Source organism: Brachybacterium sp. AOP43-C2-M15 (assembly GCF_052446295.1).
Taxonomy (GTDB): Bacteria; Actinomycetota; Actinomycetes; order Actinomycetales; family Dermabacteraceae; genus Brachybacterium.
Window position 1 is genome coordinate 127,717 of sequence record NZ_JBQSWB010000001.1, and the last position, 15,107, is coordinate 142,823.

The window sequence follows — 15,107 nt, forward strand, 5'->3', positions numbered from 1 at the left end:
TTCGTCGAGAGTCGGGCAGTCTGTGCGAACTCTCCGGCGGTGCGGAGCGTGCGGGATGCGGTGCGGCGGGCCCGGCGGGGCGGAGGGGATCCGGGGCCGGGACGGTCGCACCACGACAGCTTTCACACGTGTCGAAGTTGCGTCCGACGAGTATGGAGGACGACTTTCACACGTGTCAAGGCCCGGGTTTCAGCCGGGATGATGGCCCGGGGTGGCGGACCGGGGTGGCGACATCTCGTCGGAGCCTGCTCCGCGGCGAGGCCCGGCCCGCGGCGACGCAGTTCAGGGACGGGGCTGCTCAGCCTCGGGGACCGAGCCCCACCGAGTCCCGTTCGACCAGCGGACACTCGGCGACCCAGCGCATCCCGGGGCCAGCCGAGTCACGCTCGCCCGCGTCAGGTCCGCTCGCCTCAGGCCCGTCGGCCTCGAGCAGGTCCAGCAGGGCCGACATCGCCCGCTCGCCCATCTCCCCGTGGGGCAGGGCGATGGTGGTCAGCGCGGGGGTGAGCCGTTCGGCGAAGAAGTCCTCGTCGTCGAACCCGATCACCGAGAGCCCGCCGGGCACCTCCACCCCGGCGACGGCCGCGGCCTGCAGCGCGCCGCCCGCGACCCGGTCACGGATGCAGAACAGGCCCGTCGGCGGCTCCTCCTCGGCGAGCAGGCGCGCCGTCTCCCGGTAGCCGTCGTCCATCTGCCACCCCGTCGGCACGATCCTCGGGGTCAGCCCCGCCGCGGCGAGCTCGTCGCGGAACCCGTTCTGCCGCTCCACGTCGGCCACCGTGCCGTCGGCGCCGGTGAGCATGACGATCCGGCGGTGCCCGGTCTCCACCAGCCGCCGGGCCGCGCGGCGCGCCCCGCCGTAGTCGTCGGGCACGACGGTCGGCGGCGCCGACGCCCCGTCCCCGTCGTCCTCGAGCTCGCAGTTCAGGAGCACCAGCGGGATGCCGGGCGGGATCTGCGGCAGCGGGACCCGCTCCCGGCCCATGGTCGCGTAGACCAGTCCGTCGACCTGTCGCTCGGCGAGCAGCCGGGCGGCGTCGGAGACCGAGTGGTCGCGCAGGGAGAGGTCCACGGTGATGACGAGGTACTCGCGCCGGGCGGCCGCCATCGAGGCGGCGCGGGCCATCCGGCCCGCGAAGGGGGAGGTCGCGATCTCGTCCGTGATCAGGCCGATGGTGCGGGTGCGCTGCTCGCGCAGGGAGATCGCGACGGCCGAGCGCGTGTAGCCGAGCTCGGCGGCCGCCTCGAGCACCCGCTGCTGCGTGGTGGCCGCGACGGTGCCCGCGGTGCGCCCGTTGAGGACCATCGAGACCGTGGCCCGCGAGACGCCCGCGAGCGCCGCCACGTCGGCGGAGGTGGGGCGGCGGGAACGGGCGGTCACAGGAGCCAGGGTACGGGGAGGCGCCGGATGGCCGGCATCGCGCTCTGCCCGACCCTCGGCCTCGCGCCGCGCCGCGTCGCGTCGGCACTACGCTCGGGCCATGGCGTCGAGCGCGATCGACACAGCCCCTCCGCCCGTCCTGCGCCGCGTCGGGACGGCGCTCGCCCTGCTCGCCGCGGGGCAGCTGCTCGCGGCGTCCCTGATCCTGCTGGCCGCCGCGCCAGTGGCGGCCGCCGTCGTGGCCGTCGCACTGCCTCTTGCCCTCACCCCCTCCCTCATCGCGCTCTGGACCGTGCGCGCTCGCGCCCCCGGCGGCGTGACCGGCGCCGACCGCGTGACGCTGCTGCGCCATCTGGGCACGGGCGCGCTGGCGGCGGCGTCCGTGCTGGTGCTCTCCGGCGAGGTGGAGCCGCGGTCCTGGCTCCTGGCGGCGCTCGGTGCGGCGGCGGTGGCCACCGACGCGGTCGACGGGCCGATCGCCCGGCGCACCGGCACCGCCGGTCCGATCGGCGCGCGCATCGACATGGAGGCCGACGCCGCGCTGATCCTGGTGCTCTCGGTGCTCGCGGCCCTGGTGGTGGGGCCGTGGGCGCTCGCGATCGGGCTGATGCGCTACGCCTATGTCGCGGCCTCCTGGGTGCGGCCCGCCCTGCGCCGGCCGCTGGCGTTCAGCCAGCTGCGGCGGGTGATCGGCGGGCTCCAGGGCGTCGCCCTGCTCCCTGCGGTGATCCCCGTGGTGCCGCACGGGATCGCCACCGTGGTCGCGGCCGGGGCGCTGGTGCTGCTGGTGGTCTCCTTCGGGCGCGACGTCCTCGCCCTCGAGCGGGCGGAGGCGCGCGACCGGGCCGACGGCCGACGGACCCGATGACGTCCGCCCCTTAGGTGAGCCTTGCCTAAGGGGCCGGGGGGCGCCTACGGTGAGGGCCCGCGATCCCCGCAGATACGTCGACCCCGCCGAGGAGCTCCCGTGCACGCCCGCCCCGACCGTCATCTCCTGATCGGCGACGAGCAGGACCTCCCCCTGCTGCGCGTGCTGCTCGCGTCGTTCCCGCAGGACGCCGTCGGCGAACTCGTCCTCGAGCTCCCCGCCGGGCACGGCCCGTTGCCCTGGGCCCCGCCGGGGATCGACACCCGGCTGCTCCTGCGCGCACCCGGCGCGTTGAGCGGGCTGCGCGCCTGCGCGGCGCTCGACGCCTGGGTGGGCGAATGGGTGCACGGCGACCACGCCCGCCCCGAGGCGCACTCGATCTTCGTCGGCATGACGAAGAACCCCCTGGTCACCCGACTGTGCGAGGAGCTCGTGGCACAGCGGCCCGGCCTGCACATGCACCGCCCCAGCCGCACCGGGTCCCCGCTGTGACGGGCGTGCCTCCGGCGCCTCGGTGATGGAGCGGCTCGCCCCGCCGTGGGAGACTCGGGACGGCAGCGGCACATCCACGGGAGGACCCCCATGACATCCCTGCGACCACCGGCCGGCTACCCGCTGATGAGCGGGATCATCCTGACGACGCTGATCACGGCGGGCGTCCACCTCTCCTTCGGCTTCCCCCTGTTCATCCTCAACGGCCTCGGCTACCTGGGTCTGCTGGTGCTGCTGTACGCACCGGTCCCCGCCCTGGAGCGCATCCAGCCGATCGTGCGCTACGTGCTCATCGGGTACACGGTCCTCACGATCGTCCTGTACTTCGTCATGGGCCCGCCCTTCATGGCCGTGGGTCTGCTGACCAAGGCGGTCGAGGCGGTGCTGGTGGTCCTGCTGATCCTCGAGGCGAGCCGCTCGCGGCGCCCGGCAGGGTGAGCCCGGCAGTTTGAGCCCGTGAGCCGCAGCGATCGAGGGCGGTTCTCGGTGCCCTGCTCACCGGCTCACTCGTCGGCCCCGAACTCGAGGGCGGCCTCGAGGGCCACGCTGTCGGCGAAGGCCTCGATCAGGCCCGCGCGGCTTTCCGACGGTCGAGCGACCCCACGCAGCGTCGCGGCCGCGAGGTCCGTCGGGATCTCGAACCATGCTCTCCAGACCTGGCCCTCCGGCCCGGGCTCCCCGGGGGGCCCGTCCCGGGGCCCGAGTTCGACGGGCTCGATCACGGTGCCGTCGGGCAGCGTGAGGGTCGCCGATCCGAGCTCGCCCGCCTCGTGGGCGAGCCCCTCCCCGCTCTCCGCGGGTTCGACCCACTGCGCGATGTCCGCGTCGACGGAGAGGAAGTGCGACCCGGCGGGCGCCCATCCGCCGCCCCACCGATAGGCGGCGGTCGCGGGATTCTCGAGGGCCAGGGACAGGCCGACGACCGCACCGCCGCCGGCGTCGCGCCGCTCCGCGGTGAACAGGTCCGTGATCTCCCCGTGCGCCGCCACCCCTCGCTGACGGTCGTAGGCGTGGGGCACGTCGGTGTGCAGGAGGGAGCCGTCCACGAGGCTGAGGCGCTGGGTCGCGCCGTCGGTGACGACCTCGAGGACCGCGCCCTCAGGGCCGGGATCGACCGGGACGAGCATCAGGAACTGCGTGCTGCCTGCGACGAGGTCGACCTCCGTCTCCGTGGTCCCGCCGTCGGGGCCGCTCACGATCATGCTGTGGGTCGATCCCTCGGGGTCCTCCGACGGCGGGGCAGGCGAGGGGGCCGCGCCGCCGCCGTCCCGGAGGAGCTCGACGACGAGATAGCGCTGACCCTCGGGGGCCGGGACGGGGTGATCGCTCGGGGTGTCGGTGGCCTGCCCGCGACCGCTCACCATCGCCCCGAGCTCCCCCGCGGTGAAGGACTCGGCCGCTCCGACGCTCCCGAGTCGGATGCTGTCGGTGGTCGTCAGGAGGACCTGCGCCCCCTCGACCGGATCCAGCGTGAGGAGGGACCCGCTGTGGACCTCCTCGGGGACGGTGCCCAGCCCGTCGAACTCCGCCCCCGGGCGGGCTCTCCCGGAGCAGCCGGCCGCGGTCAGCACGGCGAGGACCCCGAGCGGCCCGGCGAGCAGCGCACGACGACGGCTCACGCCGGCACCGGCGCGACCACGGCCCACGATCCGGCCCCCCACCTCGGCCCTCTCTCCTCGCGCCACCGGCTCAGTCGCCGATCTCGAACTGGAGGTCGACCTCGATCCCGACGCTGTCGCCGAATTCTTCGGCCAGGCCCGGGCGGCGCTCCGACGGCCGGGCGACGAGGTGCACCGTCGCAGCCGGGAGGTCCGTGGGGATCTCGAACCATGCTCTCCAGATCCGTCGGCCAGGCCCCGGCTCCGGCTCAGACCCCGGCTCTGCCTCGGGACGCTCCCAGGGCGTGGTCTCGATCGCGTCGAGCACGGTGCCGTCCGGCAGCGTGAGGGTCGCCGTTCCGAGCTCGCCCGCCTCGTGGGCGACGCTCTCCTCCCCCTTCTCGACGGTCTGCGCGACCGTCCCGTGGACGACGAGGTAGTGCGTCCCGGCGGGTGCCCATCCGCTGCCCCACCGGTAGGCCGTGGTGAGGAGTGCCCCGAGCCCGAGTCTCAGCTCGTCGACCTCCCCGCGGCCGGCGTCCCGGCGCTCCGAGGCGTACCGGTCGGACTCGCTGCCGAGCGCCGCGACCCTGCCCCAGCGGTCGTACGCGTGGGGCACGTCGGTGTGCAGGAGGGAGCCGTCGACGAGGCTGAGGCGCTGCCGAGCGCCGCCGGTGACGACCTCGAGGACCGCGTCCTCCGGTCCGGGATCGGCCGGCACGAGCATCAGCAGCTGCGAGGTGCCCTCCTCGAGAGCTACCTCGGACTCCGCGGGGGCGCCGTCGGGGTCCCGCAGGACGATGCCGAGGATGGTCCCCGCCGGGTCCTCGGCCTGCTCGGCGTCCTCGTCCCGCTCCGTCGTCGGCGGCTCGGGCACCGCGGAGATCCCGGCCTCCCGCTCGAGCTGGACCACGAGATAGCGCTGCCCCTCCGGGGCGGGGACGGGCTCGTCGCCCGGGGTGCCGTCGGACGAATCGCGGCCGGTCATGCGCCGGAGCTCTCCTGCGGTGAAGGACTCGGCCGTGCCGTTGCTCTCCAGCCGGATGCTGTCCGTGGCCGCGAGGACGGTCCGCGCCCCGTCGGGCGGCTGCATCTCGAGCAGGGAGCCGGCCCGGACCTGCACGGGGACCGCGCCCAGCCCGTCGAACGCCTCCTCCGGTCCGGAGCCGTCCGAGCACCCGGCCGTCGCCAGCGCGCCGAGGGCGCCGAGCGGGCCGACGAGAAGCACCTGGCGACGGCTGACACCGACACCGGCACGGCCACGACCCGCGGACGGGCACCTCGGATCGATCCGGTCCCTCACGCTGGTGCTCCCTCGTCCCGCCGTCGCCTCGTGTGTCCACTCCGAGCGTATCGGGGAAGGACGCAGGGCCCGTCCCGCGCCCGTCAGGCGAGAGCGGCCAGCGTCACCGCCAGCTCCTCCCGTTCGGCGAACGTCCCCCGGATGCCGTAGGACGGAGAGAGGACCAGCGGCTCCGCCCCCGCGGCCCGAGCATCCTGGGCGAGCAGGTTCCCGGTGGAGCCCAGGTCCTCGCAGGTGCCGTCGGCATACAGACAGGTCGGGTACCCCTCTGCCTCCAGGCCCCGATCGACGCTCCGTGCGACCTCCGTCGGCGGGACGGTCCCGGAGGTCAGCGCCACCTCGCGGCCGTCGCGGGTGGCGCCGAGGGTCTGCAGGGAGACCTCGCCGCGGTCCACCGCCTCGAGCCCCACCCTGCGCAGTGCGCTCTCGGCGGCGGTGGTCGGATTGGCCGGCTCGTAGGTGTCCCCGTCCGCGCGGTTCGCGGCGCGATGCGCGCCGGCGACCAGCAGGTTCTGTGCGTCGTCACGGTCGTGGAGCTGTGCGGCCAACCGCTCGGAGAAGGTGGCCGACACCGGATAGGACGCGATCACCGTGGTGTCCGACGTCGCCTCCGGCGAGTGGACGAACAGGCCCCACCCTCGGGGGTAGGCCCCGCTGCCCTCGACGTCCTCGGCCAGGACGAGGTGCCCCCGCCCGGTCTCCGGATCGTGGAGGCGCAGCACGCTGTAGCCGTAGGGCGCGACCAGATCGGCCGCCTGCTCGACCTCACCCTTCTCGAGCAGCCCGAAGGCGGTGCCCAGATCGCACGCCTGTGCCGTCGTCGGCCGGTCGTAGTCCTCACTGCCCTCGGGCACGATGCGCTCCGCATGATCGGTGACCAGATCATAGACGCTCTCCTCGACCTCCAGCACCTCGCCGCTGCCCGGCTCGCCGCGACTCTGCGGGCACCTGTTCGGCAGCAGCGGACGCTCGGGCCCCACCTGCAGCCCCCGCTCGGGGATCGCGTCGGCCAGCACCGGATCGACCTGGTGCACCGACCCATCGGCCACCGACCTCGTCACGCTCATCAAGGCGTCATAGGCCTCCTTCACCCGCGGCCGCAGGTCCCGGGTGCCGCCGTCGGAGCGCTGCTCGAAGAGCACCGTCGCGACCCCCTCCCAGCCATAGGCGTTGCGCGCCGTCACGAGCGACCCGTCGCCCAGCGGGTACTGCGAGGCCACGCCGCGCGGCGCCGAGTCCACCGACTCGGCCATCAGCACCGACACCCGCTTGGCGTAGTCGACCGCAGCCTCACGCTCGGGCGTGAGGTCCTCCGGGGCGATCACCGGCCACGCGACGCTGGCCGTGATCGGCGCACCCTCGTCATCGACGTAGCTGAGCTGCCCGTGCAGGTCCAGCACCAGCTCGGGGGCCACCTCGGCGACGACGTCCCGCACCGCCGCCGTCTCCGGCACCGGCACCTCGGCGGTCGGCACGGTCGGGTCGTGCCAGCGATTGGGGTCGATGCCCTGCCCCGGCGTGCACTCCCGGATGTCGACGTCGCACTCGGGGTCGTGGTTCTGCCGCCAGTTGTGCGCCGCACCGTCGGGGTTGGCCCGTGGCATCACCCAGATCGTCATCTCCTCGCGGATCCTCCGCATCTCCGGGCTGTCGCGCGTCGCGAGGGTGTGCAGGTAATCCAGCGCCGCCTCGCTCCCGTGCGGCTCGTTGCCGTGCTGTTGGGCGACGACCAGGACCGTCCGCGGCCCGTGCCCGACGCCGGCGAGCCACACGCCGCGCCCCTCGTGGGACTCGCCCGCCTGCCGCAGCTGCACGCCGTGCTGATCCCGGAGCTCCGTGAGCTCGGCGACCATATCCTCGTACGAGGTCAGACCCGCCGTCGGGACGCCGTAGCCCGGGGTCGTGTTCGGCGTGGGCGGGTCCAGGGCCCGGGCCGTGGCGGTCAGGGGCGAGAGCGCGATGAGTCCCCACACCGCCAGCAGGACGACGACGTGCATCGGACGGGTGCGCAGGGACATCAGGGAGACTCCCGGGTCGACGGCGGTGTCGCTCGCCATCGTGGCACGGCGCCGCCGGCGGCGCGCGGGGTTCCGGGGGATCCTCGGGGCCCGTGCGACGCCCCTGCCGACGGGTGGTGTGCACCGTGACGAGCGGGGCCTGCTCGGGCCCGATCAGTCGTCGAGGGTGATGAGCTGCTGGTCACCCGGGGCGACGATCCGCACCGCGGGGCCGAAGGTCGCGTTGTGCACCTCGTGCTCGAACACGTCGGAGGAGACCATCGAGGCGAGGACGCCGACCCCTCCCGACCGGAAGAGGAACAGCTGGGCGGAGGACTGATAGTACTTCCCGTTCAGCAGCTTCCCACCGGCCGCTTCGTTGACGCGCTCGGCGGGAGTCGTCTCCGGGAACACCATCAGCTCGTCGAAGTCGACCTCGGCCACGTCGGCGAGCGCGCGCTCACCGCCGCCCTCCCAGAGCTCGCCGATCGCGTCGTCGATGATCTTTCCCGAGGTCAGCTCCACGACATCGTCTCCTTCTTCCGCAGGTTGTGTGAGACCGCATCCGGACACCATGCTCATGGCGAGCAGGAGCGTCGCTCGGCGCGTCAAAGTACTCGCCCTGACGTCCGTCCGTCGCATCAGCTGGTCTGCCTCTCCTGCGGGTGGCCCGGCATCGGCGCGGCATCAGGATCCGGGTGCCCTGCCTGCTCCGGGGTGATCGAGTTCGACGGCACCAGGCCACCATCCTGATCGATGACGACCATCTCACCGTCGGCCACCGCCTGCTCGACGAGGTCCCCGAGCTCCGCGTCCGATACACCGGGATTCTCCGCCGCGATCCTTCGTCCGACCTCGTTGTCGTGCAGATCCATCGCCTCACGGGCCGGGTCGTTGTTCGGGATCCGCTCATGCGCGGTCCAGTAGCCGGTGGCCCAGTCATCTCCGAAAGAGCGCGATTGGAGCGCGTTGAGGTAGGCATGTCGGAACGCGTCGGCGTGGTCGTCATTGAACGGAGCTTCGCCCGGGTGGGGATCCGGTCCACCTCCGGCAGGATGGTGCTCTGCCAGGTGCCACGAAACCGCTCGGCATCCTCTCCCCGCCATGGCGACTCGCCCATCACCTGTGGAGCGAGATCGCCGACGACCTGCGTGATCGTTGTCCGTCCACGCGTCAAGGCGCGCACGCAGCGACCCCGCTGCTCGACACCGATGCTGGCCCGTGCTCACAGGGGAGGCGATGGGGAGCTCTAGTTCTCCCCAACGCCTCCCCTGGACCGGACGCAGTCGCTCACGCGAACGCGCTGGTCCCCGTGATCGACCGGCCGACGATCAGCGACTGCATCGTGTCGGTGCCCTCGTAGGTGTGCAGCGCCTCGATGTCGCTGCGGTGGCGCACCACGCGGTTCTCGAGCAGGATCCCCGAGCCGCCCAGCAGGTCCCGGGCGTCGGAGGCGATCTCGCGGGCGGCGCGGGTGTTGTGCACCTTGGCGAGCGAGGCCTGCTCGGGCCGGATCGTCCCGGCGGCCTCGAGCTCGGCGAGCCGCAGGCAGAACAGCTGCATCGAGGTGAGGCTCTGCAGCATGCTCGCCAGGCGCACCTGGACGTGCTGGGCCTTGGCCAGCGGCCTGCCGAACTGGATGCGCTTCTGAGCGTGCTCGAGCGCCGCCTCGTAGCAGGCGGTGGCGTGCCCGAGCGCACCCCAGGCGACGCCCGCGCGGGTCGCGAAGAGGACTCTCGAGGTGTCCTTGAAGGAACGGGCGCCGGGCAGGCGCGCATCCAGCGGCACGCGCACGTCGGTGAGGGTGATGTGAGCCTGGTGGATGGCGCGCAGGGCGACCTTGCCGCGGATCACCTCGGCCTCGTAGCCGGGCAGGGACTGGTCCACGAGGAAGCCGCTGACCTGGCCGTGCAGCGCCTCGTCGGCAGGATCGTCGACGCGCGCCCACACGACGCTCAGGTGGCAGCCGACCCCGTTGCCGATCCAGCGCTTCTCGCCGCTGAGCACCCAGCCGTCCCCGTCGCGGCGGGCCACGGTCTCCAGCGACACGGAGTCGGAGCCGTGGTCCGGCTCGGTGAGGGCGAAGGCGGCGTGCTCGGTCCCCCGCGCGAGCGGCTCGGCCCAGCGCTGCTTCTGCTCCTCGGAGCCCAGCAGCATGATCGAGCGCAGCGCGAGGCCGCCCTGCACGCCGACCATGGTGCCCACGCTCCCGTCGATCCGCGAGAGCTCCATGTTCACCAGGCCCGTGGCGAGCGGGGAGAGGGTGCGGTGGCCGGGGACGTCGAGACCGTCGGTGAGCAGGTCGAGCTCGCCCAGGCGGGCGATGAGCTCGATCGGGTACTCGCCCCGGTCCCACCAGTCGTTGATCCGCGGCAGCACCTCGTCGGCGAGGGAGCGGGCATCGGTCCAGGCCTGCAGGTCCTCTCCCGCGACGTCCTGGAACAGAGCGAAGTGGTCAGCGGCGGCGGGCAGCAGCTCGGCAGGGGTCGCGGCCGACGACGCGGGCGCGGAGACCACGGCCCGGTCGGTGACGACCGAGGCGCGCAGGTCCTCATCGCTGCGGTCGACGCTGCCGCCGAGGGAGACGTGCCCCGGCGCCGGGGCGTCCCAGGAGCTGCTGGTCCGGGTGTCCGTGCTGCTGTGGATGTCGTTGCTGGTCATCAGTTGATCCTCTCGACGATGAGGGCCATGCCCTGCCCGCCGCCGACGCACAGCGTCGCCAGGCCGTAGCGGCCCTCGCGCTCGGCGAGGCCGTTGAGCAGGGTGGTGGTCATGCGGGCGCCGGTCGAGCCCCAGGGGTGGCCGAGCGCGATCGCCCCGCCGTGGACGTTGAGCTTGTCGTGGTCGATGCCGAGGTCCTCGGCGGCCGGCAGCACCTGCGCGGCGAAGGCCTCGTTGAACTCGACGAGGTCGATGTCCTCGATGGTGAGGCCGGCGAGCGCGAGCGCCTTCCGAGTGGCCTCGACGGGGCCGAGGCCCATGATCTCGGGGCTGAGACCGGAGACTCCGGTGGCGATCACTCGCGCGAGCGGGGTGATACCCAGCTCCTTCGCGTAGTCCGCCTCCATGAGCACCAGGGCGGCGGCGCCGTCGTTGAGGGGGCAGCAGTTGCCGGCGGTGACGGTGCCCTCGGGGCGGAAGACCGGGTCCAGACCGGCGGCGGCCTCGAGGGTGACGCCTGCGCGGGGAGAGTCGTCGGCGTCGACCACGGTGCCGTCGAGGAGGGTGACCGGGGTGATGTCACGGTCGAAGAAGCCGGCGGCCTTCGCGGCCTCGGCGCGGTTCTGCGAGCGCACCGCGTACTCGTCCTGGGCGGCGCGGGAGACCCCGCGCAGCTCGGCGACGTTCTCGGCGGTCTGGCCCATGGCGATGTAGGCGTCGGGCAGCTCGCCGTCCTCGCGCGGATCGTGCCAGGGGGCGGGGATCTCGCGGGTGGCACGCTTCTCGGTGCGCTCCCAGGCCTCGCGGAAGCGGGGGTCGCGGGCGTCCTCCTCCATGAGCTTGCCGCTGCTCATCGAGATCGACTCGACGCCGGCGGAGATCACGGCGCGCGCCTCGCCGGTGGCGATGGCGTGGAAGGCGGAGCGGGTGGTCTCGATCGAGGAGGCGCAGAAGCGGGTGACGGTCGCGCCGGGAACGGTGTCGAGCCCGAGCCGGACCGCGACGGTGCGGGCGAGGTTCCCGCCCTGGTAGCCCTCGGGGATCGCGCAGCCCAGCTGGAGGTCGTCGATCGTGGCCGGGTCGAGCTGCGGCACCTGATCGAGCGCCGCACGGATCATCTGGCCGGCGAGCTCGTCGGGGCGGACGTCCTTCAGCGAGCCCTTGCGGGCGCGGCCGATCGGGGAGCGGGCGGTGGCGACGATGACGACTTCGGGCACGGGGACCTCCTGGGACGACGGTGTCTTCGGGCGGGCGCTGTCGGGCGCTGTCCGCGGACGTGCACGGGGCGGCGTGGAGCCGCCCGGGCGGGCACGTTAGTGATACTACGGGTTGCAGATACCTCGTGGGAAGTCCCCGACCCTCACCCGGGCACCGTCAGATCGTCCTGCTCCCGTCCTTCTGCAGCACCTCCGCGGCCCCGACCTCCGTCGTCATCCGCGCGACGTGCAGGGCGAGATAGGCGATCTCGTCGTGGGTGAGGTCCTCGCCCATCCGCAGGCGGACGATCACCGCGAGCTGCTCGGCGGTGCGGGTCGCCTCCGGGTAGCTCTGCCGGATGGTGGTGCTGATCACGGACTGCTCCCCCGCCAGCTGCCGGTGCTGCTGGATGCGCACGAACATGTAGCGCACGTGGGTGATGAAGCGGGCGGCGGCCATCGACCGGCGCTCCAGGGTGATCCCGAAGCGCTCCCCCACGATCGTCAGCATCTGCTGGATGACGCCGGTCATGGTGTACGTGAAGGACAGGTCACCGGTCGCAAATCCGGCGTTGACCAGGTGCAGCGCGAGGGCGGTGGCCTCGTGCTCGGGCAGCTCCGGATCGACGAGGCGGTTGATCTCCCTCAGCAGCGCGCGGGCCCTGTCGTACTCCTCGCCGTACAGCGTCTGCACCTCGGCGCGCAGCGGGTACTCGATGTCGATCCCGCCGCGGAGCCGCTCGAGGGCGCCCGAGACGTGGTCGGCCACGGCGATCGCGAGGGTCGGGCGGGCCGATTCGCGGCCCTCGATCCCCGTCTCGCGCAGCGCGATCACGACGGCGCGCAGCACCTCCTGGTCGATCATCGCGAAGGTCTCGGCGAGGTGATCGGGATCGCGTCCGTCGGCCGGGACGAAGACCTGCACGATCCGCGCGGGGTCGACCTCCTGGCCCACCTGGGCGCGGAAGCCGATGCCGCGACCGGTGAGGATCACGCCCTGGCCGGAGTCGTCGCGGGAGAGCACGACGTTGTTGTTGAGCACCCGGAGCACTTTCATCGGTGCCGCTCCCTCCTGTCCTCCCTCGTCGTCGAGGGAGATCGGCCGGTCCGCGGCGCGCGCCCCTCTGCGAAGGAGGGTACGCGCACCGCGGGCCGGGGCTCAGCGCCGGACGACGACCGCCGTGTCCCCGCCGACGACCTCCGCCGAGGGGGCGGGCTCGACCGCGGCGAAGGTCGCGGTGTTGGGGACGGTCAGCAGGGTGACCGTCTCGTACCCGGCGGCGCGGACCGCGTCGAGATCGACCACGGCCAGCAGGTCGCCGCGGCGCACCGACTGCCCCTGCTCGACCCGGACGTCGAAGCCCTCGCCGTCCATCTTCACGGTGTCGATGCCGACGTGGACGAGCACCTCGGCGCCGCCGTCGGCCAGCAGCCCGAAGGCGTGCCCGGTCTTCGCGACCGTGGCCAGCACGCCGTCGGCGGGGGCGAGGATCCGCCCGTCGGCCGGCACGATCCCCACGCCCTGGCCGAGGGCGCGGGAGGCGAACACGGGGTCGGAGACGTCGTCGAGCTGGACCAGGCGTCCCGCCACGGGAGAGGCGATGACGATGTCATCGGCTCCGGGGGTGGAGGCAGCGCCCGTGCCGGCGCGATCGACGCCGGGGGCCCCGGCTGCGTCGGCCGTCTCGGCGGCATCACCGGCCGCGGCGGGGGCGCCGACGGTCGCGAGCTCGCGCTCCTCGGCAGGAGCAGCCGCGGCGGCGGTCTCGCCGGTGGCGGTCCCAGCAGCAGCAGTCTCCGCAGCGACAGTCTCCGCGGTGGCGGCCTCGGCGGCGTCGCGCGCGGCGTTGGCCTCGGCCCGCTGCTCGGGGGTGCGGTAGTCGGAGACGAAGACCAGGACCATCGCGATCACGAAGGCCACGACGATCGCGATGACGTAGGTGAGCATCGGGTCGAAGACGGGGATGGTCAGCAGCGAGGTGAAGGCGAAGACGCTCGTGTCGACGCCGCCGAGCAGGCCGACCACCAGGCCGCCCGCGAGGCAGCCCACCAGCATGCGCGGATAGATGCGCTTGAAGCGCAGGTGGATGCCGTAGAGCGAGGGCTCGGAGATGCCGCCGAACAGACCGGCGGCGAGCGCGCCGGTGGCGGTCTGGCGCATCTCGGCCTCGCGGTGGCGGATGGAGAGCAGCAGCACGCCGGCGGTGGCGCCGAAGCAGGCGAAGTTCCACGCGCCCATGGGGCCCTGGATGAAGTCGTAGCCCAGGGCGTTGATGTTCTGGAGCATCAGCGCGTTCAGCGGCCAGTGCAGGCCCAGCGGCACCAGGAAGGGGTACAGCAGCGGGATCAGGATCGCGAAGACGAGCGGGGCGTTGCCGTTCAGCCAGGCCAGGCCCGAGCCGAGGCCGTTGCCGGCCCAGATGCCCAGCGGGCCGATGAGGAAGGCGGTGACGGGGATCATCACCAGCATCGCGAGGAAGGGGACGAACACCAGCTGCACGTTGGCGGGGAAGACCTTCTGCAGGCCCTTGTAGACCAGGGCCAGCAGGGCGACCATCAGCAGCGGCACGAACACCTGGCCGCCGTAGTCGTTCAGCTGCATGGGCAGGCCGAACACCTGGGCGATGCACTGCTCGGTGCCGAGCAGCTCGTTGGTGGTGCAGGTGACGCCGGGGGTGCTGCCGTCGAGCAGGCCGATGTAGTCCGGGGTCATCACCGCGGCCATCACGGCCGCCCCGACCCAGCCGTCGATCTGCAGCTTCCGTGCCGCGTTGAACGCGACCATGATCGGCAGGAAGTACAGCACCGAGCGCCACATGGCGTCGACGAACACCCAGGTCGCGGACTTGTCCTCGGCGCGGAAGTCGACCATGCCCAGGGCGTCCAGCACGGAGGCGATGGCGATGATCAGCGAGGCGCCCAGCAGCACGCCCATCAGCGGCCGGAAGGAGTCCGAGAGGTACTCGAAGAAGCTGTCGAGCCAGGCGAACCTCCCCCGGCTCTTCGCGCGGATGGCCGCCTTGACCTCGGCGTCGGTCTGCGGGCGGGGCGCGCCGTCGTCGGCCATCGCGGGCAGGTTCATGATCTGGGAGTGGACCCCGGCGACCGCGCCGCCGATGACGATCTGGAACCGGTCGCCGGACTGCGGGACGGTGCCCATGACGCCGGAGAGGGCGTCCAGGCCCTCGCGGTCGACCTTCTCGCCGTCGTGCAGCTGGAAGCGCAGCCGGGTCGCGCAGTGGGTCAGGCTCTCGACGTTCTCGGGGCCGCCGACGCCGCGGAGGATGTCCTCGGCGATCGACGTGCTCCTGTCGGAGGTGGTGTTCATGGGGGCCTCGTGGTCTTCCGGGGATGGGGGACGTGCGGTGCGCCCGCGGGCGACGACGACGTGCTCGCGGGCAACAAAAAAGACCCGGGTCCCGAGGGTGCGCGGAAGCGCACGGCACGGGGCCCAGGTCTTGCTCCCCCGCTCCGGGCGGGGGATGACAAACCGATGAACTCGATGGTTCGGAGAGGACCATAGCAGGCTTCCGCCCGGACGCAAGGTCGACCGCGGTCCCGGCGGCGCACCGACCTGGTCGCGCCCAGGTTGCGCCCCGGCCCCGCGCTGG

Annotated in this window: 13 protein-coding genes; 3 read left to right on the forward strand and 10 right to left on the reverse strand. The window is 73.0% G+C overall.

The window, feature by feature from the left end:
* Nucleotides 1–298: 298 nt before the first annotated feature.
* Nucleotides 299–1,381: a LacI family DNA-binding transcriptional regulator gene (locus tag ACT3SP_RS00530; RefSeq protein ID WP_444585275.1), complete on the reverse strand. Its 1,083-nt coding sequence runs from the start codon at nucleotides 1,379–1,381 to the stop codon at nucleotides 299–301.
* Between the two features lie 100 nt (nucleotides 1,382–1,481).
* On the opposite strand from ACT3SP_RS00530, the gene ACT3SP_RS00535 reads away from it, so the two are divergent.
* The 3 genes from ACT3SP_RS00535 to ACT3SP_RS00545 all read left to right on the forward strand — a co-directional run bounded on the left by ACT3SP_RS00535 (nucleotide 1,482) and on the right by ACT3SP_RS00545 (nucleotide 3,179).
* A complete protein-coding gene (locus tag ACT3SP_RS00535) occupies nucleotides 1,482–2,249 on the forward strand; it encodes a CDP-alcohol phosphatidyltransferase family protein (RefSeq protein WP_444585276.1) in 768 nt (255 codons plus the stop codon).
* A gap of 99 nt (nucleotides 2,250–2,348) precedes the next feature.
* Complete coding sequence (locus ACT3SP_RS00540; RefSeq protein ID WP_444585277.1) at nucleotides 2,349–2,741, forward strand: hypothetical protein; 393 nt, start codon at nucleotides 2,349–2,351, stop codon at nucleotides 2,739–2,741.
* A 90-nt stretch (nucleotides 2,742–2,831) separates the two neighbouring features.
* Nucleotides 2,832–3,179, forward strand: a complete 348-nt coding sequence (locus ACT3SP_RS00545) for a hypothetical protein (RefSeq protein WP_444585278.1) — start codon at nucleotides 2,832–2,834, stop codon at nucleotides 3,177–3,179.
* 65 nt (nucleotides 3,180–3,244) lie between these two features.
* Here the strand turns inward: ACT3SP_RS00545 and ACT3SP_RS00550 are convergent, their stop codons facing one another.
* From ACT3SP_RS00550 to ACT3SP_RS00590, 9 genes are all read right to left on the reverse strand, one after another.
* The gene (locus ACT3SP_RS00550) at nucleotides 3,245–4,360 is read right to left on the reverse strand and encodes a hypothetical protein (protein WP_444585279.1); all 1,116 of its coding nucleotides are present in this window, start codon (nucleotides 4,358–4,360) and stop codon (nucleotides 3,245–3,247) included.
* Nucleotides 4,361–4,430: 70 nt separating this feature from the next.
* A complete protein-coding gene (locus tag ACT3SP_RS00555; RefSeq protein WP_444585280.1) occupies nucleotides 4,431–5,567 on the reverse strand; it encodes a hypothetical protein in 1,137 nt (378 codons plus the stop codon).
* Between the two features lie 158 nt (nucleotides 5,568–5,725).
* Nucleotides 5,726–7,699: a M14 family zinc carboxypeptidase gene (locus ACT3SP_RS00560; RefSeq protein WP_444585281.1), complete on the reverse strand. Its 1,974-nt coding sequence runs from the start codon at nucleotides 7,697–7,699 to the stop codon at nucleotides 5,726–5,728.
* A 114-nt stretch (nucleotides 7,700–7,813) separates the two neighbouring features.
* A complete protein-coding gene (locus tag ACT3SP_RS00565) occupies nucleotides 7,814–8,164 on the reverse strand; it encodes a hypothetical protein (protein WP_444585282.1) in 351 nt (116 codons plus the stop codon).
* Between the two features lie 116 nt (nucleotides 8,165–8,280).
* The gene (locus ACT3SP_RS00570) at nucleotides 8,281–8,745 is read right to left on the reverse strand and encodes a DUF6973 domain-containing protein (RefSeq protein ID WP_444585283.1); all 465 of its coding nucleotides are present in this window, start codon (nucleotides 8,743–8,745) and stop codon (nucleotides 8,281–8,283) included.
* A 184-nt stretch (nucleotides 8,746–8,929) separates the two neighbouring features.
* Nucleotides 8,930–10,300, reverse strand: coding sequence for an acyl-CoA dehydrogenase family protein (locus tag ACT3SP_RS00575; protein WP_444585284.1), 1,371 nt, complete (start codon nucleotides 10,298–10,300; stop codon nucleotides 8,930–8,932).
* Nucleotides 10,300–11,517 (reverse strand): acetyl-CoA C-acetyltransferase, encoded by a 1,218-nt coding sequence (locus tag ACT3SP_RS00580; protein ID WP_444585285.1) that lies wholly within the window; start codon nucleotides 11,515–11,517, stop codon nucleotides 10,300–10,302. The genes ACT3SP_RS00575 and ACT3SP_RS00580 overlap by 1 nt, the downstream gene beginning before the upstream one ends.
* Before the next feature lie 157 nt (nucleotides 11,518–11,674).
* Nucleotides 11,675–12,553, reverse strand: a complete 879-nt coding sequence (locus tag ACT3SP_RS00585; protein ID WP_444585286.1) for a PRD domain-containing protein — start codon at nucleotides 12,551–12,553, stop codon at nucleotides 11,675–11,677.
* 102 nt (nucleotides 12,554–12,655) lie between these two features.
* Complete coding sequence (locus tag ACT3SP_RS00590; RefSeq protein WP_444585287.1) at nucleotides 12,656–14,824, reverse strand: glucose PTS transporter subunit IIA; 2,169 nt, start codon at nucleotides 14,822–14,824, stop codon at nucleotides 12,656–12,658.
* Nucleotides 14,825–15,107: the final 283 nt, after the last annotated feature.

Coding starts and splice junctions, on each gene's coding strand:
- ACT3SP_RS00535 (WP_444585276.1), top strand. CDS start 1,482: ATGGCGTCGAGCGCGATCGACACAGCCCCTCCGCCCGTCCTGCGCCGC.
- ACT3SP_RS00545 (WP_444585278.1), top strand. CDS start 2,832: ATGACATCCCTGCGACCACCGGCCGGCTACCCGCTGATGAGCGGGATC.
- ACT3SP_RS00560 (WP_444585281.1), bottom strand. CDS start 7,699: ATGGCGAGCGACACCGCCGTCGACCCGGGAGTCTCCCTGATGTCCCTG.
- ACT3SP_RS00570 (WP_444585283.1), bottom strand. CDS start 8,745: ATGGCGGGGAGAGGATGCCGAGCGGTTTCGTGGCACCTGGCAGAGCAC.
- ACT3SP_RS00575 (WP_444585284.1), bottom strand. CDS start 10,300: ATGACCAGCAACGACATCCACAGCAGCACGGACACCCGGACCAGCAGC.
- ACT3SP_RS00585 (WP_444585286.1), bottom strand. CDS start 12,553: ATGAAAGTGCTCCGGGTGCTCAACAACAACGTCGTGCTCTCCCGCGAC.
- ACT3SP_RS00590 (WP_444585287.1), bottom strand. CDS start 14,824: ATGAACACCACCTCCGACAGGAGCACGTCGATCGCCGAGGACATCCTC.